The sequence below is a fragment of the Delftia sp. Cs1-4 genome (genome assembly GCF_000214395.1).
GTDB classification, from domain to species: Bacteria; Pseudomonadota; Gammaproteobacteria; order Burkholderiales; family Burkholderiaceae_C; genus Comamonas; species Comamonas acidovorans.
The window spans coordinates 5,505,149-5,527,335 of the sequence record NC_015563.1; the positions used below are offsets into that span (position 1 = coordinate 5,505,149).

General features: G+C 66.5%; 25 protein-coding genes. 11 read left to right on the forward strand and 14 right to left on the reverse strand.

Going from position 1 to position 22,187, the window contains the following annotated elements; all coding sequences use genetic code 11:
* Positions 1–85 precede the first annotated feature (85 nt).
* The 3 genes from DELCS14_RS24195 to DELCS14_RS24205 form a co-directional block, all read right to left on the reverse strand.
* Positions 86–700 carry an SCO family protein gene (locus DELCS14_RS24195; RefSeq protein ID WP_013803979.1) on the reverse strand — a complete coding sequence of 205 codons (615 nt, stop codon included), beginning with the start codon at positions 698–700 and terminating at the stop codon, positions 86–88.
* A 186-nt stretch (positions 701–886) separates the two neighbouring features.
* Entirely contained in the window at positions 887–1,576 is a 690-nt protein-coding gene (locus tag DELCS14_RS24200) for a hypothetical protein (protein ID WP_013803980.1), read from the reverse strand.
* Complete coding sequence (locus DELCS14_RS24205) at positions 1,563–2,336, reverse strand: SURF1 family protein (RefSeq protein WP_013803981.1); 774 nt, start codon at positions 2,334–2,336, stop codon at positions 1,563–1,565. The genes DELCS14_RS24200 and DELCS14_RS24205 overlap by 14 nt, the downstream gene beginning before the upstream one ends.
* A 29-nt stretch (positions 2,337–2,365) precedes the next feature.
* Here DELCS14_RS24205 and DELCS14_RS24210 point away from each other — a divergent pair, with 29 nt between their 5' ends.
* Complete coding sequence (locus DELCS14_RS24210) at positions 2,366–2,608, forward strand: twin transmembrane helix small protein (RefSeq protein WP_013803982.1); 243 nt, start codon at positions 2,366–2,368, stop codon at positions 2,606–2,608.
* A gap of 70 nt (positions 2,609–2,678) precedes the next feature.
* Here the strand turns inward: DELCS14_RS24210 and DELCS14_RS24215 are convergent, their stop codons facing one another.
* From DELCS14_RS24215 to DELCS14_RS24240, 7 genes are all read right to left on the reverse strand, one after another.
* Positions 2,679–3,560, reverse strand: a complete 882-nt coding sequence (locus DELCS14_RS24215) for a cytochrome c oxidase subunit 3 (protein WP_013803983.1) — start codon at positions 3,558–3,560, stop codon at positions 2,679–2,681.
* A 68-nt stretch (positions 3,561–3,628) separates the two neighbouring features.
* Positions 3,629–3,841, reverse strand: a complete 213-nt coding sequence (locus DELCS14_RS24220) for a DUF2970 domain-containing protein (RefSeq protein WP_013803984.1) — start codon at positions 3,839–3,841, stop codon at positions 3,629–3,631.
* On the reverse strand, positions 3,838–4,458 hold the full coding sequence (locus DELCS14_RS24225; protein ID WP_013803985.1) for a cytochrome c oxidase assembly protein: 621 nt from the start codon (positions 4,456–4,458) through the stop codon (positions 3,838–3,840). Before DELCS14_RS24225 ends, DELCS14_RS24220 begins: the two co-directional genes overlap by 4 nt.
* Before the next feature lie 24 nt (positions 4,459–4,482).
* Positions 4,483–4,590, reverse strand: coding sequence for a cytochrome oxidase small assembly protein (locus DELCS14_RS31100; protein WP_012203604.1), 108 nt, complete (start codon positions 4,588–4,590; stop codon positions 4,483–4,485).
* A 23-nt stretch (positions 4,591–4,613) separates the two neighbouring features.
* On the reverse strand, positions 4,614–6,284 hold the full coding sequence (gene ctaD / locus DELCS14_RS24230; RefSeq protein ID WP_012203603.1) for a cytochrome c oxidase subunit I: 1,671 nt from the start codon (positions 6,282–6,284) through the stop codon (positions 4,614–4,616).
* Between the two features lie 35 nt (positions 6,285–6,319).
* Positions 6,320–7,501, reverse strand: coding sequence for a cytochrome c oxidase subunit II (gene coxB / locus DELCS14_RS24235; protein WP_013803986.1), 1,182 nt, complete (start codon positions 7,499–7,501; stop codon positions 6,320–6,322).
* Positions 7,502–8,165: 664 nt separating this feature from the next.
* Positions 8,166–9,068: a hypothetical protein gene (locus tag DELCS14_RS24240; RefSeq protein ID WP_013803987.1), complete on the reverse strand. Its 903-nt coding sequence runs from the start codon at positions 9,066–9,068 to the stop codon at positions 8,166–8,168.
* Positions 9,069–9,157: 89 nt separating this feature from the next.
* On the opposite strand from DELCS14_RS24240, the gene DELCS14_RS24245 reads away from it, so the two are divergent.
* From DELCS14_RS24245 to DELCS14_RS24255, 3 genes are all read left to right on the forward strand, one after another.
* Entirely contained in the window at positions 9,158–9,892 is a 735-nt protein-coding gene (locus DELCS14_RS24245) for a phosphoribosyltransferase family protein (protein ID WP_013803988.1), read from the forward strand.
* 52 nt (positions 9,893–9,944) lie between these two features.
* On the forward strand, positions 9,945–10,442 hold the full coding sequence (gene trmL / locus DELCS14_RS24250; protein WP_013803989.1) for a tRNA (uridine(34)/cytosine(34)/5-carboxymethylaminomethyluridine(34)-2'-O)-methyltransferase TrmL: 498 nt from the start codon (positions 9,945–9,947) through the stop codon (positions 10,440–10,442).
* Positions 10,443–10,625: 183 nt separating this feature from the next.
* The gene (locus DELCS14_RS24255; RefSeq protein WP_013803990.1) at positions 10,626–10,931 is read left to right on the forward strand and encodes a DUF4148 domain-containing protein; all 306 of its coding nucleotides are present in this window, start codon (positions 10,626–10,628) and stop codon (positions 10,929–10,931) included.
* Between the two features lie 152 nt (positions 10,932–11,083).
* Here DELCS14_RS24255 and DELCS14_RS24260 read toward each other — a convergent pair whose 3' ends face one another.
* Together DELCS14_RS24260 and DELCS14_RS24265 are read right to left on the reverse strand one after the other, a co-directional pair.
* Positions 11,084–11,548, reverse strand: a complete 465-nt coding sequence (locus tag DELCS14_RS24260; protein WP_034390662.1) for a MaoC family dehydratase — start codon at positions 11,546–11,548, stop codon at positions 11,084–11,086.
* Positions 11,549–11,624: 76 nt separating this feature from the next.
* Positions 11,625–12,254 carry a LysE family transporter gene (locus DELCS14_RS24265; protein ID WP_012203595.1) on the reverse strand — a complete coding sequence of 210 codons (630 nt, stop codon included), beginning with the start codon at positions 12,252–12,254 and terminating at the stop codon, positions 11,625–11,627.
* A 296-nt stretch (positions 12,255–12,550) separates the two neighbouring features.
* On the opposite strand from DELCS14_RS24265, the gene kefC reads away from it, so the two are divergent.
* Positions 12,551–14,434 carry a glutathione-regulated potassium-efflux system protein KefC gene (gene kefC, locus DELCS14_RS24270; protein ID WP_013803992.1) on the forward strand — a complete coding sequence of 628 codons (1,884 nt, stop codon included), beginning with the start codon at positions 12,551–12,553 and terminating at the stop codon, positions 14,432–14,434.
* A 10-nt stretch (positions 14,435–14,444) separates the two neighbouring features.
* Here the strand turns inward: kefC and DELCS14_RS24275 are convergent, their stop codons facing one another.
* Positions 14,445–15,335 carry a LysR family transcriptional regulator gene (locus tag DELCS14_RS24275; RefSeq protein WP_013803993.1) on the reverse strand — a complete coding sequence of 297 codons (891 nt, stop codon included), beginning with the start codon at positions 15,333–15,335 and terminating at the stop codon, positions 14,445–14,447.
* Positions 15,336–15,441: 106 nt separating this feature from the next.
* On the opposite strand from DELCS14_RS24275, the gene DELCS14_RS24280 reads away from it, so the two are divergent.
* Positions 15,442–16,041 carry a short chain dehydrogenase gene (locus tag DELCS14_RS24280; RefSeq protein ID WP_013803994.1) on the forward strand — a complete coding sequence of 200 codons (600 nt, stop codon included), beginning with the start codon at positions 15,442–15,444 and terminating at the stop codon, positions 16,039–16,041.
* Between the two features lie 78 nt (positions 16,042–16,119).
* On the forward strand, positions 16,120–16,578 hold the full coding sequence (locus DELCS14_RS24285; protein WP_012203591.1) for a DUF1841 family protein: 459 nt from the start codon (positions 16,120–16,122) through the stop codon (positions 16,576–16,578).
* 93 nt (positions 16,579–16,671) lie between these two features.
* Here DELCS14_RS24285 and DELCS14_RS24290 read toward each other — a convergent pair whose 3' ends face one another.
* A complete protein-coding gene (locus DELCS14_RS24290; protein WP_012203590.1) occupies positions 16,672–17,346 on the reverse strand; it encodes a c-type cytochrome in 675 nt (224 codons plus the stop codon).
* A 116-nt stretch (positions 17,347–17,462) separates the two neighbouring features.
* Here DELCS14_RS24290 and DELCS14_RS24295 point away from each other — a divergent pair, with 116 nt between their 5' ends.
* Genes DELCS14_RS24295 through DELCS14_RS24310 form a run of 4 tightly spaced genes read left to right on the forward strand, consistent with a single transcriptional unit; the run spans position 17,463 to position 22,185 of the window.
* Positions 17,463–18,317: a MoxR family ATPase gene (locus tag DELCS14_RS24295; RefSeq protein WP_012203589.1), complete on the forward strand. Its 855-nt coding sequence runs from the start codon at positions 17,463–17,465 to the stop codon at positions 18,315–18,317.
* A gap of 11 nt (positions 18,318–18,328) precedes the next feature.
* Complete coding sequence (locus DELCS14_RS24300) at positions 18,329–19,039, forward strand: GNAT family protein (protein ID WP_013803995.1); 711 nt, start codon at positions 18,329–18,331, stop codon at positions 19,037–19,039.
* Between the two features lie 31 nt (positions 19,040–19,070).
* Positions 19,071–20,258 carry a VWA domain-containing protein gene (locus DELCS14_RS24305; protein WP_012203587.1) on the forward strand — a complete coding sequence of 396 codons (1,188 nt, stop codon included), beginning with the start codon at positions 19,071–19,073 and terminating at the stop codon, positions 20,256–20,258.
* A gap of 4 nt (positions 20,259–20,262) precedes the next feature.
* A complete protein-coding gene (locus DELCS14_RS24310; RefSeq protein WP_013803996.1) occupies positions 20,263–22,185 on the forward strand; it encodes a BamA/TamA family outer membrane protein in 1,923 nt (640 codons plus the stop codon).
* The last annotated feature ends 2 nt before the right edge of the window (positions 22,186–22,187 follow it).

Sequence of the window (22,187 nt, forward strand, 5' to 3'; positions counted from 1 at the left end):
CGATGCACATCAGGGATGGTGTGCTGCAGCGCACCTAAACGCAGTCAATGTGACGGGGGTCACATTGGCTGCGGCGCGCGCAGGATCAGGAACGTTGTTCCTGCAGCAGGGCCTTGACGTCAGCGCCCAGCACCTGCGGGCCGCCGCCGTATCGCTCATACACGCGCAGGCGGCCGGCCGTGTCATAGACATAGCTGCCGGCCGAATGGTCCAGCGTGTAGGTGCCTTCGGTCTTGCCGGGCACTTTCTTGTAGAAGAGCTTGAAGTCCTTGGCCACGGCCGCCGTCTCGTCCGGCGTGCCGTGCAGGCCGACGAAGCCGGGGTCGAAATTGCCCAGGTAGGCCTTGAGCACCTCGGGCGTGTCGCGCTCGGGGTCCAGGGTGACGAAGACGCCCTGCAGCCTGTCGCCATCGGCGCCCAGTTGCTGCTTGACCTCGACCAGCTCCTGCAGGGTGGTGGGGCAGACATCGGGGCATTGCGTGTAGCCGAAGAAGACCACGACGACCTTGCCCGCAAAGTCCTTGATGCTGCGCTGCTTGCCGTCCACATCGCGCAGGGGAATGTCCTTGGCGTACTCGGCGCCCGTGACATCGACACCCTGGAAACTGGTCTTTGCCTCGCGCGAGCATCCGCTCAGCGCCAGGGCGCCCCATGCCATGGCGGTCAAGCCCAGAACGCGCAGCGCTGTCCGTTTGTTCATGCTTCCTCAACAAGGTAGTTGCCGCAGGCTGCGTGGCCGCAAAGGCTGCGCGCCGGCCCGGGCTGGAAAGGGAAAAGGCGAAAGCGTCCGCTGAAGGCGCTTTCGCACAGCCGCAAACCATAACCCATAACCGCAAGACCCCGGCGCTGCGGGGCCTGCCTGCCGGCCTACCGGGGCCGGCCAGCCTTACTCGCCGTCGCCCGGACGCCCTGCCGTGTCCCAGGAGGCCGATGCACGCAGCAGCCGGTCCAGGTCGCGCTTGGCCTTGCCGGCATCGGCCATGCCCAGGCCTGCGGGCATGCGCATCATCCAGTGGCCCTGCGGGTCCACCACGTACAGGTGGTCCTGCAGCGCATGGCCGGGCGCCGGCTGCAGCCAGCCGCGCAGCACGGCCTCAGGCACGCGCAGCACCGTGGCCTGGGCCAGCGCGGGGCGCAGGTGCGCGGGCACGGGTGCGTCGTCGGAGATGAGCCAGACCCGGTCCAGCCGGTCCTTTTCGCGGCCCAGGGTTTCGCGCAGCTGGCGCTGCAGATAGAGATGGCTTTCGCAGGCGCTGCCGCAGGCACCGCCCGCCACGCTGACAAGCAGCCACTGGCCCTTGAGCGACTGCAGCGGCAGCGGCGCGCCGTCCAGCGTGGTGGCCGTGGCCGAAGGCAGGGCCGGCTGGGCCGCGATCAGCTCGCCAAAGCTGCGCTGCTGGCCAGGCCGCAGCACGTAGTAGGTGAAATAGGAGGCCACCACGGGCGCGGCGCAGACCGCGAACACGGCCAGCATCTTCCAGCGGCCGCTGCGCGTGCGCTGCGCGCCGGCAAGGGCCGGCTGCAAGGGTGGCAGGCCATGGACAGTCATCTCCAGGGGAGTCTCAGGAGCGGGCATGGCGCGGGCGGACAAAGCGTCGGACGATTTGGAACCAGACATACAAAAGCGTGATCAGGGCCGCAAGTCCAAACCATTGGAACGCATAGCCATGGTGTTTCTCGACACCGGCCGTCACAACGGGCCAGTCGCGCCGCAGGCCTTCGCTGGCTTCGCCGGTCTGCAGCAGGCTCCATTCGCGCAGCGGCAGCCCGGAGGCCACGGCCCATTCGGCAATGTCCACATTCTGTCGGATGCGCGACTTTTGCCCATCAGGGTCTGCCCCTGCACGGCCGAATTCGTAGAGCCGGGACGGCGCGGCCTCCATGCGCCCCTCAACGGTCACCAGGCCTTCGGGCGTCTGCACCTCGGGCAAGGCCGTGCGGTCCAGGAAGTTGCGCGGCACCCAGCCGCGCTGCACGGCAATCACCACATCCTCATGCGGCGCGGCCAGCCGCAGCGGCGTGAGCACAAAGAAGCCCGGCTGGCCCTGCATCTGGCGGTTGTCCAGGTACAGCGATTGCCCGGCAATCCAGTGGCCCTGCAGTCGCACGGGCCGGTGCAGCCAGGGCGCCACCTCGGTGCTCAGGGCAGCACCGGGTTGCATGGGCGCCAGCTGCGCGTTGTCCAACGGCGGCAGGCCCTGCTGGCGCTGCACGGCATCGAACAATTGCTGCTTGTAGGCCGCGCGCTGCAGTTGCCAGCGGCCCAGGGACAGTGTGATGGCCACGCCGATCAGCGCGGCCAAGGTGATCAGTACAAACCGCCAGCGGTCTGGCATTCTGGAAACACGCACCGGATAATCCACCCATGAAATTCGTGATCGTTCTCGCCCTGCTGGCCATTGTCGCCAGTCTGGGCAGCGCCTTGTTCTTCATGATGCGCCGCAATCCCGAAGACCAGGAGGGTCCGGGCGACGACCGGCGCCGCAGCCGCGCCATGTTCCGCGCACTGGCGCTGCGCGTGGGCCTGTCCATCACGCTGTTCCTGTGCGTGCTGCTGGCCGCCAAGCTGGGCTACATCCATCCCACCGGCTGGACCGCCGGGCAATAAACAGGCCCCCTGCCCCCGCAAACAAAAAGAAGCGCCCAGGCGCTTCTTTTTGCATGGGGCGGGCAGACCCTCACATCCAGTACACGAGGACGTAGAGGAACAGCCAGACCACGTCCACGAAGTGCCAGTACCAGGCGGCACCCTCGAAGCCGAAATGCCGCTCGGAGGTGAAGTGTCCGGCATGCAGGCGCATGGTGATGAAGAACAGCATCAGCATGCCCACGAAGACGTGGAAGCCGTGGAATCCCGTGAGAAGGAAGAAGGTCGAGCCGAACACGCCCGAGGACAGCTTGAGGTTCAGCTCGGTGTACAGGTGGTAGTACTCGTAGCCCTGCACGCACAGGAAGACGAAGCCCAGGATCACCGTCATCCACATGAAGGCGATGGTGCGGGCGCGGTGGCCGGCCTGCAGCGCATGGTGGGCAATGGTCAGCGTCACGCCCGAGGTCAGCAGCAGCGCCGTGTTGATGGTGGGCAGCCAGAACGGGCCCACGGTCTGGAAGGGCTCGACGCTGTTGGCCGGCGAGGCCGTGGCGCCGGCCGCCATGCTGGGCCAGACGGCCTTGAAGTCGGGCCACAGCAAGGCGTTGTCCAGGCTGCCCAGCGCGGGCACCGAATGCGAGCGCGCCCACCACAGGGCGGTGAAGAAGGCGCCGAAGAACATCACCTCGGAGAAGATGAACCAGCTCATGCTCCAGCGGAAGGACAGATCGATCTTGCGCCCGTACTTGCCCGACTCGCTTTCATGCGCGGCCTCCCGGAACCAGAAAAAGAGCACGGCCAGCCACCAGACCAGGCCAAGGCCCAGGCTGTACATGCCCCATTCATGCCCATTGATCCAGTTGCCCGCGCCCAGGATCACGAAGAACAGCCCCGCCGCCGCCATGACGGGGTGGCTGGACTCGGCCGGCACGTAGTAGTAAGGCGTTTTGCCGTGGGTGGTTGCACTCATTGCTCAGCTCCTGAAATTCTTGGTTCTCGGTTTCCCGTCTATCTCTCTGTCCCCGATGGCCGCACCGCTCAGACCACGAGCTTGACCAGCGCGATCAATCCCAGCACCAGCACGAAGATGGCCGCCAGCCCCACTGCAATCACATGCAGCGGCGTGATGCGCTCCCCGTCCTGCTGGTACTCGCTTCCCCTGCGCACGCCGAAGAGCGACCAGGCCACGGCGCGCACCGTGCGCCACACGCTGGGCGGGCGGCGCGGCTCCCGTGGCTGCGGCGCATTCATGAGGCGGGCTCCTGCTTCGGCCCTGCCGCCACCGGCGCCTCGCCCGTGGGTGCGGCCGGCGTCCTGCCGCCCACCTCGAAGAAGGTATAGGACAGCGTGATCGTGGTCACATCCTTGGAGATGCGCGGATCGATCACGAAGGCCACCGGCCATTCGCGCTTTTCCCCGGGCTCCAGCGTGTATTGCGAAAAGCAAAAGCACTCCAGCTTGTTGAAATGCGCGGCCGCCTGGCGTGGCGCATAGCTCGGTATCGCCTGGGCCGCCATGCGGCGGTCCTGCACATTCTGGAACTCGTACATGACCGTGGCCAGCTCGCCCGGATGGACCTGGATGGAGCGCTGCGCCGGCTTGAAGTCCCAGGGCCCGCGCGCATTGGCGTCGAACTCCACGGTGATGGTGCGGCTCTTGTCCACCTGCGAGTTGGCGGGCAGCTTCACATCGCGCCCGGCCGTGCCGTTGCCAGGCACCTGGCGCTCGGACAGCGACAGGATGTTGATGCCCGTGAGCTCGCAGATGTGCTTGTAGATGGGAATCAGCACGTAGCCGAAGGCAAACATGCCCAGCGCCACCACGGCCAGCTTGCCCACCATCTTCGCGTTTTCACTGCGCACGCTCACGGACGTCCCTCCTGTTGCCTGCCCTCAATGGAGCACGGTGATCTTGATCACGAAGCCGGCCAGAAAGACCAGCGCCACCGATACCAGGATCAGCGCCAGCCTCAGGTTGGCTTTTCGTTGCTGTGCGTCCATGTGCATCTCCCTTGGGGCTTGCATCAACCGATGATGCGGGTGGCGGTGGCATCGAGCTTGGGCGGCGTCTCGAAGGTATGGAACGGCGCCGGCGAAGGCACTTCCCACTCCAGTCCCTCGGCGGCCTCCCAGGGCTTTTGCGGCGCCTTCTCGCCCTTGCCGCGCATGGCGGGCACGACGACGAAGAGGAAGAAATACACCTGCATCAGGCCGAAGCCCAGCGCGCCCAGCGAGGCCACCATGTTGAAGTCGGCGAACTGCATGGGGTAGTCGGCATATCGGCGCGGCATGCCGGCCAGGCCCAGGAAGTGCATGGGGAAGAAGGTGACGTTGAAGAAGATCAGCGAGCCCCAGAAGTGGATCTGGCCGCGCGTCTCCGAATACATCACGCCGGTCCACTTGGGGGCCCAGTAGTAGTAGGCCGCGAACATGGAGAACAGCGATCCGGCCACCAGCACGTAGTGGAAGTGGGCCACCACGTAGTAGGTGTCCTGCAGCTGGATGTCGATGGGCGCCATCGACAGGATCAGGCCCGTGAAGCCGCCCATGGTGAACACGAAGATGAAGCCCACCGAGAACAGCATGGGCGTCTCGAAGGTCATGGAGCCGCGCCACATGGTGGCCACCCAGTTGAAGATCTTCACGGCCGTGGGCACCGAGATCAGCATGGTGGCGTACATGAAGAACAGCTGGCCCGTGACGGGCATGCCGGTCGTGAACATGTGGTGCGCCCACACGATGAAGGACAGGATGGCGATGGACGAGGTCGCATACACCATGGACGCATAGCCGAACAGCTTCTTGCGGCTGAAGGCCGGCACGATCTGGCTGATGATGCCGAAGGCCGGCAAGATCATGATGTAGACCTCGGGGTGGCCGAAGAACCAGAAGATGTGCTGGTACATCACCGGGTCGCCGCCGCCTGCGGGGTTGAAGAAGCTGGTGCCGAAATGGCGGTCCGTCAGCGTCATGGTGATGGCGCCGGCCAGCACGGGCATGACGGCGATCAGCAGGTAGGCCGTGATCAGCCAGGTCCAGGCGAACATGGGCATCTTCATCAGCGTCATGCCGGGCGCGCGCATGTTGAGCACGGTGACGATGATGTTGATGGCGCCCATGATGGAGCTGGCGCCCATGATGTGCATGGCCAGGATGGAGGTGTCCATGGACGGGCCCATCTGCAGCGTCAGCGGCGCATACAGCGTCCAGCCCGCGGCGGGGGCGCCGCCGGGCATGAAGAACGAGCCCACCAGCATCAGGCCGGCCGGGATCAGCAGCCAGAAGCTGAAGTTGTTCATGCGCGCGAAGGCCATGTCGGAGGCGCCGATCTGCAGCGGCAGCATCCAGTTCGCAAAGCCCACGAAGGCCGGCATGATGGCGCCGAACACCATGATCAGGCCGTGCATGGTGGTCAGCTGGTTGAACAGCTCGGGGTTGACGATCTGCAGCCCGGGCTGGAACAGCTCGGCGCGGATCAGCAGCGCCAGCACCCCGCCCACCATCAGCATGGTGAACGAGAACAGCAGGTACAGCGTGCCGATGTCCTTGTGGTTGGTGGCGAACATCCAGCGCCGCCAGCCCGTGGGCGTGGCGTGGTGGTGATGGTCGTCATGCCCGTGTCCATGCTCGTGCTCATGCGCATGTTCGTGGCCCTCGCCCGCAGGGCTGTGGATGGGGGGAAGTACGGCGCTCATGCTGTTATCTCCAATCGCTCATCTGTCTTGCGGGCTCACTGGCCGGGGAACTTGCCGGTGCGGGCGGCCACGAACTCGGCCGGCTGCACCAGCTGGCCGGTCTTGTTGGACCAGTGGTTCTTGGCAAAGGTGACCACGGCGGCCAGCTCGGTATCGCTCAGCTGTTTCCAGGCGGGCATGGCGCCGTTGGCACGGCCTTCCAGCACCACATGCATCATCTCGGCCGTGGGACCCAGGACGATGGGGCTGCCGTCCAGCGGCTTGATGGGACCGGCGCCCTTGCCGTTGGCCTGGTGGCAGGCCGCGCAGTTGGCCGCATAGACCTTCTCGCCACGTGCCATCAGGTCGGGCAGGCTCCAGACCTTGCTGGGGTCGTCCTTCTTGGCGGCGGCGATCTTCTTTTGCTCGTCCACCCAGGCCTTGTAGCCGTCGCTCGACAGCACCTTCACGTGGATGGGCATGTAGGCATGCTCCTTGCCGCACAGCTCGGCGCACTGGCCGTAGTAGTCGCCGGTCTTTTCGGCACGGAACCAGGTGTCGCGCACAAAGCCCGGGATCGCGTCCTGCTTGATGCCGAAGGACGGCACCATGAAGGAGTGGATCACGTCATTGGCCGTGGTGATGATGCGCACCTTGCGGTCCACGGGCACGACCAGCGGGTTGTCCACCTTGAGCAGGTAGTCGTTGGGTGCCTTGGAGACATCGCCGCTGTCGGACAGCGCGCGGTGGCTGCTGTCCAGCGTGGAGATGAAGCTCAGACCCTCGCCTTCGCCGTTGATGTAGTCGTAGCCCCATTTCCACTGGTAGCCCGTGGCCTTGATCGTGACATCGGCATTGGTGGTGTCCTTCTGCGCCACCAGCACCTTGGTGGCCGGCAGCGCCATGAGCACGACGATGATGAAAGGCACGATGGTCCATACCACCTCGACCGTGGCCGATTCGTGGAAGTTCGCCGCCTTGGCACCGCGCGATTTGCGGTGCTTCCAGATCGAATAGAACATCACGGCGAACACGCCGATGAAGATCACCGTGCAGATGATCAGCATCATCCAGTGCAGGTAATGCTGCTCATGCGCGATGCGCGTGACCGCCGGATGAAGGTTGAGCTGATTGACGGCCGGGCCGCCTGGCAGATCTGTCGTCGCATGCGCAAGGGAGCCTCCCCCTGCCACACTCATCAAGCCCCAGAGAACCAGCTTGGTGGAAATGCTTTTCATAGTTTTCACTTACATCTAAGCCTCGGGTTATCCACTCGCTCCGCTGCGCCGGCGTGGGGGCCGCGCAGCCAGACCGTTCAACGCCTGCCCAAAGGGCAACTCCCGGCCTCAACTGTCCGAGCATGCATGAAAGCGCCGCAGATGTGCCTGCGCGCAATCACCAATAGCGTGCCAGCCGGCATCAACGGCAGCTCGGGCGTGGGACCAGGATTCGGGCGTACAGCCATCCCCGCCTGCGCCTGCAGGCGCATGAATTCGGAGGACAGCAGCAAGGTGGACGGAAGAATGCGCGCACGCCGGCCATTCAGGGCATGTGTGCCATGGGAGCCGGGAGCGGATTGGAAAAGGGGGCGCATGCGGCCCGGCATGCGACACAGAAGAGGGGACAGCAGGGACAGAAAGACAAGTGCCCGCTCCCAGAGGAACAGGCACTGCTGCAGCCGGTGATGATCAAACTCGTGGGCGGGCCGCTCCTGGATGGGTCGGCCCGTTCTCGTTCCCGTGGCAAAACGAAACACCAAATCGTCTCCCCTTTCGGCCTGCGGACCGCTGGTCTTTTCCCGGCCCGGGAAAGCGAGCCCAGGGAAAAGCTGTTGTCTCTGTCAGCTCGGGAAAAGTGTAGACGTTTTTGTTTTCGATCAATGACCGGAAAGCGACATTGGGGCTATCGCAAACCCGTGTTGCGCGGCTGGCGCAGCATGCTGCGCATGTCCTCCAGCGATACGGCGCTGCTGGACTCCAGGCGCACGCGCGGCTGCGGCTTGTAGGCGTGGCCGTAGACGATCTCGAAGGTCAGCGCCAGCTGCCCGTCGGGGCCGGCCAGGCGCTCGCGCAGGGCCTCGTGCAGGCGCTGCTGCCAGCGTCGGCCGCGCAGCGCGGCAAAGCGCTGCGGATGGAAGTTGCGGCCCAGCTCGCGCAGCTCCTGCAGCAGCCGCTCGGGCGTGGCAAAGGTCAGCGTGATGTGCTCCATGTCCATCACCGGCTCGCTGAAGCCTGCGTGCACCAGCATGTCGCCCCAGTCATGCATGTCGGTGAAGGCCTGGCCGGCGGGCGGCCAGCCCAGCTGGGCGTAGATGGCGTGCAGCTCGCGCAGCGTATCGGGCCCCAGGCAGGAGAACATCACATAGCCGTCCACGGACAGCGCCTGGTGCCAGCGCGTGATCAGCGCCTGCGGGTCGGCCTGCTGGTGCAGGGCCATGTTGGCCCACAGCATGTCCACGCCGGCAGGCTCGGGCTCGCCGAAGCGCGTGGCGCCCCCGGTCCAGCGCGCGGGCTGCCACCAGCGTGCGCCCAGCTGCTCGCGGGCGGCAGCCTCATGCAGCGGCGAGGCTTCATAGACCAGGCATTCGGACTGCGCATAGCGCTGGCGCAGCAGCGCATGGGCCTGCAGGCCGCCGCGCACGGGCTGCCAGTGGCACCAGCGCTGGGGCGGCTTGACGATCCAGTCCAGCCGCTCCTGCATGCGGCGCGCCACCTCCTCATGCAGCCACGGCGAGGCCGCAGGCGCGGCCTGCTGCCAGCGCAATGCGGCGGCCGGATCGATGGTGGGGGGCAATTCGTGGGACATGGCTGGGCGGGGAATCCGGGCTCCTCGAAAGACAGGCGCCCGGCCCCGGAGCAAAGGGGTGGCGGACGCGGCGCGAGTATATTGACTCCATGCCCAACCTGCCTGCGTCATGGCTTTCGCACTGGCATGCCGGCCTGCCCAGCCAGTGCGCCGTCTGCCGCCGCTGGCCGGCGCAGCGCCTGTGCCAGGACTGCCGCTTGCGCTGGGCCAGGCCGCTGCCGCGCTGCGGGCTTTGTGCCATGCCGCTGCCAGCGGGGCACGGCGCCAGCGGCGGCCAGCAGGTCTGCGGTGCCTGCCTGGTCAAGCCCCCGCCACTGACGCACTGCCTTGCCGCGCTGGACTACGCCTATCCCTGGCACACGGTGATCGGCGACTTCAAATTCCGGGGCGACACCGGCCTGGCACGCAGCCTGGCCGCCCTGCTGCTGGAGCAGCACGGGGCCCGCGAGCAGCTGGAGCAATGCGATCTGCTGCTGCCCATGCCCCTGTCTGCCCAGCGCCTGCGCGAACGCGGCTTTCACCAGGCCCTGGTGTTGGCCCGTGCGCTGTCCGGCCCATCCACCCGCGGCAAGCTGCGGCACCAGGCCGTGCAGCGCGCCCACACGGCACAGGCCCAGCACGACCTGCCGCGCGCCCTGCGCCTGCGCCAGCTGCGCGGGGTCTTCGCGGTGCCGCCGGCGCAACTGCCCCATGTGCGCGGCCGCAAGGTCCTGCTGATCGACGATGTGATGACCACGGGCGCCAGCCTGCATGCGCTGGCCACCTGCCTGCGGCGTGCAGGCGCGGCCGAGGTCAGCGCCCTGGTGCTGGCGCGCACGCCCTGATCGTGGGGGTTCGGGGCTCGGGGGCATAGGCCGCCGCGAGACAATACGGGCCATGTTCCATATCGTTCTCGTCGCGCCGGAGATCCCGCCCAATACCGGCAATGTGATCCGTCTGGCCGCCAACACCGGCTGCAGCCTGCACCTGATCGAGCCGCTGGGCTTTTCCATGGAAGACCGCCTGATGCGCCGCGCCGGCCTCGACTACCACGAGTACGCGCCCGTGCGCCGCCATGCCGACTGGCAGGCCTTCCTGCAGGACTGCCAGCCGGACCGCCAGCGCATGTTCGCCATGACCACGCACAGCAGCAGCCCCGCCCACGCCATCGGTTTCCAGCCCGGCGACTGGCTGGTGTTCGGCTCCGAAAGCAAGGGACTGCCCCCCGAGGTGCGCGAGCAGTTCCCGCCGCAGCAGCGCCTGCGCCTGCCCATGCTGCCGCAGCAGCGCAGCCTGAACCTGTCCAATGCCGTGGCCGTGACCGTGTTCGAAGCCTGGCGCCAGCAGCAATTCGTGGGCGCTGCCCTGGCCGAGGGAGCAGCCGGCGCGGCCTGAGTGATCGGCCTGACCGGGCGGAAAGTTCCCGGCCGATTGTTTCAACAGCTGAAAAAGCGCATTGCCAATCCAAGGGTTTTTCCCGATTCCAAGCCGTCCTACATTTGAGTCATGGGCTCTACGTTACCAAGCGATTTCCGCAAAGAACGCCCTGTCCCAGAAACAAAACAAAGGACTTGAATCATGAAGAACACCCGCCGTTTTGCCGTCCTGGCCGCCCTCTCCATCTCCGCCATCGCCGCCCAGGCTGCCGGCTTCGACTATGCCGACAACAGCAGCTACCCGCCCGAAGTGAAGACCCAAAGCACGCTGACACGTGCCCAGGTCATGGCCGACCTCAAGGCAGCCCAGGCCAATGGCACCATGCCCTCCGTCGCAGAAGGCTACCTGCCCATCCAGAACACTGCCACTGCCACCGTGAGCCGCGATGAAGTGCGCCGCGAAGCCGCCGCCGCCGAGCGTTCGGGCCAACTGAACTTCGGCGCCTGAGCCTCAGCCCCCCGCAACCGCTGCCACCACGCAGCCAGCCCGCAGGTGCCCCCTGCGGGCTTTTTTCATCGCCGGGCCGCCCCAAGATGAAAAGCGCCCCTTCGGGGCAGCGGACCTTGCGTAGCAAGGATAGCGTGGGGGTCAGTTTTGCTTCAGGCCTTGGCGCCGTAGTTGCGGGCAACGGACTCCGCCACGCAGGCGGGCTTGTCCGCGCCTTCGCGCTCCACGGTCACCAGCCAGGTCATCTGCAGGCCACCGGGCTCGATGGGCTCGGCGGCCTGCAACGTCAGGCGCGCGCGCAGGCGGCTGCCCACGGGCACGGGAGAGGTGAAGCGCACGCGGTTGAGGCCGTAGTTCACGCCCATTTGCGCGCCTTCGATGTGAAAGCAGTTCTGGAAAAACTGGGGGATCAGCGACAGCGTCAGAAAGCCGTGCGCAATCGGCGCGCCGAAGGGGCCCTTGGACGCGCGCTCGGGGTCCACATGGATCCATTGCTGGTCGCCCGTGGCATCGGCGAACAGCTGCACCTGCTGCTGGGTGATGGTGATCCAGTCGCTGACGGCGACTTCCTGGCCCACGCAGGCACGCACTTCGGAATAGGAATGGAAGGTTTTCATGCCCCAAATGGTAGGGGCCGGTGCCGCGCGCTCCATGTCGGGCGCGCGACAGGCTAGGGTTAGTCCAGGGTGGATGTCACCTGGACGCGCGCTGAACAAAGAACAGCCCCGTGCCCACGGCCATCAGCAGCGCGCCGAAGACCCGGTTCTGGCTGCGCACCGCTCGCGCGCTGCGCATGAAGCCGCGCAGCGCGCTGGCGCTGGCCGCATAGCCGTGCATGACCATGGTGTCCACGGCCAGCATGGTGGCGGCCAGGATCAGCAACTGCAGCCACAGCGGGCGGCTGGTGGTCATGAACTGGGGCAGCACGGCCACCATGAAGATGATGCCCTTGGGATTGGTGGCGTTGGTCAGGAAGCCCGTGAGCACGCGGCGGCGCACACTGAGCTCGGGCATGGATTCCTGGGTGGCAAGGGGCGCGGCACCCGAGCGCCATTGGCTGATGCCCAGGTAGATCAGATAGCAGGCGCCGACGATCTTCACGGCGTTGAACGCCCATTCGGAGGCCAGCAGCAGCGAGCCCACGCCCGCACCGGCGATCAGCAAGATGGTCAGCAGCCCCAGCTGCAGCCCGAAGATGGTGGCGCTGCTCTTGCGCACGCCATACGACAGGCCATGGCTCATGGACAGCACGGCACCCGAGCCCGGGGAGACCGCAATGATCCAGCAGGCCACAAAGTAGGCGATCCAAGTATGCCAATCCATGCCAAACACCTTAAAAATACGGAGCAGGCCGGCATCTTAAAACTGTGCAGCCGATGTGGTGCACTGCCGCGGCAAAGCCGGATGGGGCGGTGAAGCATTCGGTGGCATTTTTCATCGCCGGGCCGCCCCAAGATGAAAACGGCCCCTTCGGGGGCGCCCGGCCAGGGGCAGCGGACCTTGCGCAGCAAGGGGAGCGTGGGGGGCATTTTTAACCCTGTCAGAAAGCTGACCCGGCTGTGAGAGTGACACAATCAATTGCCCCAGGGTAAACACCAACTCCAAGATCCCGAGCTCCCATGGAACACAGCGCCCCCATCTGGCTGACCTACGGCTTTCTCTATCTCACCGCCGCCGTGCTGGCCGTGCCCATTGCGCGTGCCCTGGGCCTGGGCGCCATCATTGGCTACCTGGGTGCCGGCATTGCCATGGGCCCCTGGGGACTGTCGCTTGTCAGCAATGTGGATGACATTCTTCACTTTGCCGAGTTCGGCGTGGTGCTGATGCTCTTCGTGATCGGGCTGGAGCTGCAGCCCAGCCGCCTGTGGGAGCTGCGCCGGCCCATCCTGGGATGGGGGCTGGCGCAGATGCTGGCCTGCACGGGCGTGCTGTTCCTGGCGGCCTGGGCCTTCGGCTTTTCCTGGCGCGTGAGCCTGATCGCGGGCATGGGCCTGGCCCTGTCGTCCACGGCCATCTGCCTGCAGGTCATGGCCGAGCGCAACCTCATGCGCACGCCCAGCGGCCAGGCCGGCTTTTCCATCCTGCTGTTCCAGGACGTGGCCGCCATTCCCATCCTGGCGCTGATCCCCATCCTGGGCGCGGTCAAGGCCGCCAATGCCACGCACACCGACAGCCACCTGTGGCTGCAGGTGCTCAAGACCGTGGGCACCATCGCCGCCGTGGTGGTGGGCGGCCGCCTGCTGCTGCGCCCCCTGCTGCGCTGGATCGCGCGCAGCCGCACGCCCGAGATCTTCACGGCCACCTCGCTGCTGCTGGTGGTGGGCATTGCCATGTTGATGGTGCAGGTGGGCCTGTCCATGGCGCTGGGCGCCTTCCTGGCCGGCGTGCTGCTGGCCGACAGCGAGTACCGCAGCGAGCTGGAGACCAACATCGAGCCCTTCAAGGGCCTGCTGCTGGGCCTGTTCTTCATGGCCGTGGGCATGAGCATCGACTTCGGCGTGCTGCTGCGAGCGCCCTGGGCCATGGCCGCCATGGTGCTGGGCTTTCTGGCGCTCAAGGGCGCCGTGCTCTACACCCTGGCCCGCGTGCTGAAGCTGCCCTGGCGCGAGCGCCCGGTGTTCACCCTGCTGCTGGCCCAGGGCGGGGAGTTCGCCTTCGTGGTGTTCCAGACGGCGGCGCAGTACAAGGTGTTCCACCACAGCATCTCGTCCATGCTGGTGGCCGCCGTGGCCCTGTCCATGCTGATCGGCCCGCTGGTGCTGGTGCTGATGGACAAGCTGCTGCTCAAGCGCTTTGCCGACATGAAGGATTGCCAGGTCGACGGCGCGGGCCAGCCTGCCAGGCCCCATGAAATATCGGAGCCGCAGGACGCGCAAATCATCATTGCGGGCTTTGGCCGCTACGGCCAGATCGTGGCACGCGTGCTGCTGACCCAGGGCGTGCCGGCCACCATCCTCGACCACAGCGTGGAGATGCTGGAAGTGGCCCACACCTTCGGCTACCGCGTGTTCTTCGGCGATGCCACGCGCATGGACCTGCTGCGCATTGCCGGCGCGGACAAGGCGCGGGTGCTGGTCATCGCGGTGGACTCTTCCGAGCAATCGCTGAAGATCGCCGCTCGCGTGCGCAAGCGCTTTCCGCACCTGGAGATCGTGGCCCGCGCGCGCGACATGGCCCACTGGTACCAGTTGCGCGACCTGGGCGTGCACCATGTCGAGCGCGAAGTCTTCGAGTCCAGCCTGGTGTCGGCGCGCACCGTGCTGGAACTCGCCGGCCACAGCCCTGCCGAGGCCCAGCGCACCACCACGCGCTTTCGGGAGCACAACCTGGAGCTGATCGAGCGCATGTACCCCCACCACAAGGACCAGGCCCAGCTCATTGCCGTGGCCAAGCAGGGCCGCCAGCAGCTGGTCGAGCAGATGGCCAAGGAGCGGCAGGAGGCCCAGGCGCAGCAGGAGAAGGACCAGGCGCCGCAGGAAGCCCCGCCGCCGCCCGGCCCCTGAAAACCGGGCCTCAGGCCGCGCCCAGCGCCCGCACCATGTGGTCCACGAACTGCGCCAGCTTGGGCAGCTGGCGGCGGTCCGGCAGATAGACCAGGTGCACCGGGCGCGGCAGTGGCACACAGTCCTGCAGCACGGGCACCAGCCGTCCCGCGGCCATGTCGGCGGCCAGCAGCACCTCGGGCTGCAGGATCAGGCCCAGGCCGCGCAGCGCCGCATGGCGCAGCCCGTCGCCGCTGTTGCAGCGCAGGCGGGCGTCTTCGGGCCACTGCACCGAACCCGAGCCGTCGCCGCGCAGAATCCATTCCGAGCGTCGCTGCCAGACCGCGTAGCTCAGGCAGTCATGGCGCGCCAGATCGTCCACGCCACGCGGATTACCGCGCCGCCGCAGGTACGAGGGCGCCGCCGCAATCACCATGCGATAGGGCTGCAGCGGCCGCGCCACCAGGCCTTCGCCGCCCACGGGGCCGATGCGCACGGCCACGTCGATGTTCTCGCCCACCAGGTCGGCCATGCTGTCGCTCAGTTGCAGGTCCACGCGCACCAGCGGATTGGCCAGCTGGTAGTCGGCCACCAGCGGCGCGATCACATGGTTGCCCAGCGTGGTCGGCGCGCTGATGCGCAGCAGGCCCTGCGGGGCACTGCGGCTGCGCTCCACGGCAGACTCGGCCCAGCGCAACTGCTCGAAGACCTGGCGGCTGTCCTCGTAGAAGCTGCGCCCCACCTCGGTCAGGCTGTGGCGCCGCGTGGTGCGCTGCAGCAGGCGCGCGCCCAGGTGGGCTTCCAGTTGCTGCACATGCTTGCCCACCATCACGGCCGAGATGTCCAGGCGCCGCGCGGCCTGGGCAAAGCTGCCGTCCTCGACCACGGCCATGAAGACCTCCATATTGCGCAGCTTGTCCATGGATTGCTAACCAATGCTTAGTAGTACAAAAAGATTTCGCTACTTTATGGCATAGGCAATTTGCAAAACACTGGAGGCCTGTTCACTCCTTCCGAAAGAAAAACGCATGAAGATCCTGCTCATCGGTGCCACCGGCACCATCGGCCGTGCTGTCCACGCCCTGCTGGCCCCGCGCCATGAGATCGTCACCGTGGGCCGCAACAGCGGCGACCTGCGCGCCGACTTCACGCAGCCCGACACGCTGCAGAAAATGTTCGAAGCCGCCGGCCAGGTGGACGCCATCGTCAGCACGGCCGGCAAGCTGCACTTCGGCCCGCTGTCCGAGATGACGGCCGAGCAGTTCAACTCCGGCCTGCAGGACAAGCTGCTGGGCCAGGTGCGGCTCGCCCTGCTGGGCCAGCGCTGGCTGCGCGACGGCGGCTCCATCACGCTGACCAGCGGCGTCGCCGCCACCGAGCCCATCCGCCACGGCGCCAATGCATCGACGGTGAATGCCGCCCTCCACGGCTTCGTCACCGGCGCTGCGGTCGAACTGCAGCGCGGCCTGCGCATCAATGCCGTGAGCCCAACCCTGCTGACCGAATCGGCCCAGGCCTATGGATCTGTTTTCCCCGGCTTCGAGACCGTGCCCGCCGCGCGCGTGGCCCTGGCCTACCAGCGCAGCGTGGAAGGCGCCCAGACCGGCAGGGTCTTCGAGGTGCTCTGATCCCTGTCTTGCGGCGGGCCCTCGGCAAAGTCCTTGCGTGCCCGCCCAAAAGGGCTGCGTGCTACGCTGCGCGCCACCATGTTCAACCCCACCCAAGCCGATGTGCGGCGCTTTTTCTGCGGCGTGCGCACCAAGATGCTGAACGGCGCGCCGATGGAGGCCATAGAGACGCTGGCCAGCCTCTGGATTGCCGAGCATCCCGAGTATTTCGATGACCTCGCCGACGTGGACGCCGCCCTGCTGCGCGACTACGACGCCACGCCCGGCGTGACCAATCCTTTCCTGCACCTGTCCATGCACCTGTCCATCAGCGAGCAGTGCAGCATCGACCAGCCGCGCGGCATACGCCAGGCCGTGGAGCTGCTCAGCCGCCGCCTGGACTCGCTGCACGACGCCCACCACGCCACCATGGAATGCCTGGGGCAGATGCTCTGGGAAAGCCAGCGCTCGGGCCGCCCCCCGGATGGCGAGGCCTACATTGCCGCCGTGCAGCGCCGCGCCACCAGCGACGGCGCCAAGGCCACGGGCGGCGCATAGTCCGGGCCGTTCAGCGCCTCAAGACAAAGCCCGAAACAAAGCTCGAAAAAAAGCCCGCAATTGCGGGCTTTTGCTTTGGAGGAAAGGCGCGACCTACTGCGATTTCTGACCGAGGCGGAAATGGGGCTGGGGCAGGGTCTGCAGCTCGCCATCAAGGCTGCCGATGTAGTTGGCCAGCGCCTTGAGTTCGCTGTTGGTGAACTGCTTGGCAATGCCGGCCATCACACCGTTGCTGCGGCCGATGTGGGGGTTGCCTTCTGTCTTGTAGGACTTGAGGGCAGAGTACAGATAGTCCGCATACTGGCCCGCCACCTTCGGATAGCTGGGGTCGATGGGCTTGGAAAAACCCTGGCCGTGGCAGGAGACGCAGGCCCCTTTTTGCAGCAGCGCGGCAACCTGGGTGCTGGGCTCGCGGACCTTGGCGTCGGCGGCCTTGGCCACGCCATGCTCGGCGTAGTAGGCAGCCACGTCGGCCATGTCCTGCTCGGTCAGCGGATCGGCGATGCCGCGCATGGTGGGGTGCTTGCGCTCGCCCTTCTGGTAGGCCTGCAGCGCGGCCACGATGTAGGGCGCGCCCTGTCCTGAAATCTTGGGGACCTTGTACACCTCGGGGAAGCTGGCCTGGTAGCCCTGGATGCCATGGCAGCCAATGCACATGGCGATCTTCCCCTCCCCTGCCTTTGCGTCACCTTTGCTTTGCTGGGCCTGTGCCACAGGGGTCACAGATGCGACAGTCAGCGCCAATACCGTGGTCAAAGTTTTTATCATTTTGCGCGCACAATCCTTCAAGAGTTCTGACGGATGCCTACTGCTGAGCGGGTAGCGCGAACGATTATGGCAGTCACCGTCAAGCGTCCCCATCAATACTTACGCTGATACCGCCCATGAAATTTCAAGGTTCCGAGAACTACGTCGCCACCCAGGATTTGATGCTCGCGGTGAATGCCGCAGCCACCTTGCAGCGCCCGCTGCTGGTCAAGGGAGAGCCCGGCACGGGCAAGACCATGCTGGCCGAGGAAGTGGCTGCAGCGCTGGACATGCCGCTGCTGCAGTGGCACATCAAGTCCACCACCAAGGCCCAGCAGGGCCTGTATGAATACGACGCCGTCAGCCGCCTGCGCGACTCGCAACTGTCCGACATCGACGGCGGCGAGCGCGTCAAGGACATCCACAACTACATCATCAAGGGCGTGCTGTGGCAGGCCTTCACGGCAGACCGGCCCGTGGCCCTGCTGATCGACGAGATCGACAAGGCCGACATCGAATTCCCGAACGACCTGCTGCGCGAGATCGACCGCATGGAGTTCTATTGCTACGAGACGCGCGAGATGATCCGCGCCAAGCACCGGCCGCTGGTGTTCATCACCTCCAACAACGAAAAGGAGCTGCCCGACGCCTTCCTGCGCCGCTGCTTCTTCCACTACATCAAGTTCCCCGACGCCGACACCATGCGCCAGATCGTGGCCGTGCACTTCCCCAAGCTGCAGGGCGAGCTGCTGACCGCCGCGATGAAGGTCTTCTACGACGTGCGCAACCTGCCCGGCCTCAAAAAGAAGCCCTCCACCAGCGAGCTGATCGACTGGCTCAAGCTGCTGGTGGCCGAGGACATTCCCGTGGAATCGCTGCAGACCGCCGAGGGCAAGGTCGCCGTGCCGCCGCTGGTGGGCGCACTGCTCAAGAACGAGCAGGATGTGAGCCTGTTCGAGAAGCTGGTCTTCATGAACCAGCGCAACCGCTGAGGCCTGCGCCCATGCCCCATCCAGAACACACCAACGACACGGGCGTGCCGGCCCTCACCGGCCAGGTGACGACCATTCCCGTGGCCGGCGCGGTGGCGCACCAGGGCTTTGTGCGACCCGTGGTCATGCGCTTCAACGGCGTGCGGCTGGAGCCCCTGGCCCTCGCCCATGAAGCCGGGCTGCGCGAGGCCGTGCAGGACGGCCAACTGTGGCGCATCCGCGTGACCTCGGCGCCCGAGCCCGGTGATGTGCGCGCCTATATCGAGGCCGCGCTGGAGCAGCGCAGCCTGGGCAAGCGCTTCGCCTTTGCCGTGCTGGACGACGACAGCGGCAAGGTGCTGGGCACCAGCAGCTACCACGACATCCTGCCCGAGGTGCGCCGCGTGGAGATCGGCTACACCTGGTACGCGCGCAGCGTGCAGCGCACCCATGTCAACACCTCGGCCAAGCTCATGCTCATGGGCCACGCGTTCGACACGCTGTCCTGCCATGTGGTGGGCTGGCGCACGGACTGCTTCAACTTCGCCAGCCAGCGCGCCATCGAGCGCCTGGGCGCGAAGAAGGACGGCGTGATCCGCGGCCACGCGCTGCGCCGCGACGGCACCATCCGCGACACCGTGATGTACAGCCTGCGCAGCGGCGAATGGCCCGAGTCGCGCGCCCAGCTGCTGGACCAGTTGCAGCGCCATTCGGACGGCAGCACCGCCGTGGCGCGCACATGAGGGCGCGTACGCCGGGCCCTCGGGAGATGCCATGCTGATCGACTTCTTCTACACCATGCGCGCGGCCAAGCTGCCCGTCTCGGTCAAGGAGTTCCTGACCCTGCTGGAGGCACTGCAGGCCGGCGTGGTCGGCCCCAAGAGCGACGACGCCTGGAGCCTGGACGACTTCTACCACCTGGGCCGCACCGTGCTGGTCAAGGACGAGAAGCACTACGACAAGTACGACCGCGCCTTCGCCGCCTACTTCAAGGGCGTGGAGATGGTGGCCGACCTCACGCGCGAAATTCCCCAGGACTGGCTGAAGAAGCTGCTGGAGCGCGAGCTCTCGCCCGAGGAAAAGGCCGCCATCGAGGCCATGGGCTGGGACGAGCTGATGGAGACGCTCAAGAAGCGGCTTGAAGAGCAAAAGGAGCGGCACGAAGGCGGCAACAAGTGGATAGGCACGGGCGGCACCAGCCCCTTCGGCCACGGCGGCTACAACCCGGCCGGCGTGCGCATCGGCGGGCCGGGCCGCAACAAGAGCGCCGTCAAGGTCTGGGAGCAGCGCGCCTACCGCGACTACGACGACACGCAGGAGCTGGGCACGCGCAACATCAAGGTCGCGCTGCGCCGGCTGCGCAAGTTCGCCCGCGAAGGCGGCGAGCTGGAGCTGGACCTGCCCGACACCATCCGCAGCACGGCCGCCAACGCGGGCTACCTGGACATCAAGATGATCCCGGAGCGCCACAACAACGTGAAGGTGCTGCTGCTCATGGACGTGGGCGGCACCATGGACGAGCATGTGCAGCGCGTGGAAGAACTGTTCTCCGCCGTCAAGAGCGAGTTCAAGCACCTGGAGTTCTACTACTTCCACAACTGCGTCTACGACTTCATGTGGAAGAACAACCGCCGCCGCTTCGCCGAGAAGTTTCCGACCTGGGACATCATCCGCAAGTACAACAAGGACTACAAGCTGATCTTCGTGGGCGACGCCACCATGAGCCCCTACGAGATCCTGCAGCCCGGCGGCAGCGTGGAGTACATGAACGAGGAGCCCGGCGCCGAATGGCTGCAGCGCCTGACGCATGCCTTCCCGCGCTTTGCCTGGATCAACCCCGAGCCGCCTGGCGTCTGGCAGTACCGCCAGAGCATCAGCATCATCCAGCAGCTCACGGGCAACCGCATGTACCCTTTGACACTCAAAGGTCTGGAAGACGCCATGCGCCTGCTGTCAAAATAGGCCGATGCCCAAGCTCCCCCCCGCGACAGCGCCGGCCCGAGGGCCGGCGTTTTTGTTTCTGTTGAGTGCAGCCCTGATGCTCGGTGGCTGCAGCCTCCTGCCGTCCAAGAATGATGACAAGGACACGGACCCGTCGCTGATTGCAGCGACCGGCGACCCGGCCTTCTCGCTCGTCGTCGATGCGCCCAAGGAAGTGCGCGAGCTGCTGGAAAAGCACCTCGAGCTGCGCCGCTACCGCTACCAGAGCGATCTGCAGCGGCGCGAGCTCACGCGGCTGCTGGGCGCCACCGACGCCAACGTGCGCGACCTGATCGGCACGCTGGGCTACTTCAGCCCCACGGTCACGGTGGAGATCAAGGAAACGCCCGAATCCGAAGAGGCCCCGCTGCAGGTCACCGTCAAGGTGGACCCGGGCGAGCCCGCCACCATTGCGCGCAGCCAGGTGCGCTTTGCGGGCGTCAATGCCGATGATCCCGACGGCGCCTCCCAGCGCGCTACCATCGAAGAGGACTGGCCGCTGCAGCCCGGCCAGCGCTTCAGCCAGTCCAACTGGAGCCAGGCCAAGAGCCAGGGCCTGCGCACGCTGCAGTCGCGCCGCTACCCGCTGGCGCGCATCGACTCCAGCCTGGCCGACATCGACGCCGACACGCATGAGGCCGATGTCAGCGTGGCCTATGCGCCCGGCCCGGCCTACACCTTCGGCCCGCTGCGCATCGAAGGCGCCCAGCGCTACGACCCCGTGGGCACGGCCCGCATCGCACGCCTGCCCGAGGGCGAGGAATACGACCAGACCGCCCTGGTCGATGCCCAGCTGCGCTTGGCCAGCAGCGGCTACTACGACTCCGTCTTCCTCACGCTGGCCAACGTGCCCCAGCAGGGAGAAAGCGCCGCCGAGGATGAGGAGGCCCTCAAGCGCAAGGGCGCCCAGGTCACCACGCCCGTCATTGCCCAGGTGCGCGAGGCCCAGATGCAGAAATGGGTCTTCGGCGTGGGCATGAGCACCGACACCGGCCCGCGCCTGAGCGTGGACCACATCCACAACCGCCTGCCCTGGCTGGGCTGGCGTGCCGTCACGCGCATGCGTTTCGACCGCAAGAACCCGCTGATCTCCACGCAGTGGACCGCCCTGCCCGATGAAACCCTGTGGCGCTGGTTCACCACGGCCAAGGCCGAGCGCGCGCCCTCGGGCGACTTCGATGTCAACAGCCTGCAGCTGCGCGCCGGCCGCACCAAGTCCGAAGACCACATCGACCGCAACTACTACCTGCAGTACGACTACGCCAAGACCCAGGGCGAGGGCGCGCCGCCCTCCAGCTCGTCGGTCACGGCCAACTACGGCTGGACCGGGCGCTACTTCGACAGCACGCTGGCGCCCTCCTCGGGCTTCGGCTTTGCCTGGGAAGTCGGCGCGGGCACCACGCTCACGCCCCAGCGCACGCCGTTCGGCCGCGTCTCCGGCCGCTGGCTCAGCCTGATTCCCATCGGCGAGGTCGATCCCGAGACCAAGCGCCGCAGCCGCCTGGCGCTGCGCGCCTCGGGCGGCGCCGTGCTGGCCCGCAAGGATGCCGACCTGCCCGTCACCCAGCTGTTCATCACCGGCGGCGACAACACCGTGCGCGGCTACGGCTACCAGAGCATCGGTGCGCGCACCGACAGCGGCAAGGTCATCGGCGGGCGCTACATGGCCGTGGGCAGCATCGAATGGCAGCGGCCCATCGTCATCAAGGGCAACACGCAGGACTGGGAGCATGCCGTCTTCCTGGACGCCGGCACCGTGGGCGATGCGCCCGACTCCATGTACATGCGCGTGGGCGTGGGCACCGGCCTGCGCTGGCGCAGCCCCGTGGGCCCCGTGCAGGCCGACATCGCCTGGGGCGCCCAGGAAAAACAGCTGCGCCTGCACCTGCGCCTGGGCTTCAACTTCTGACC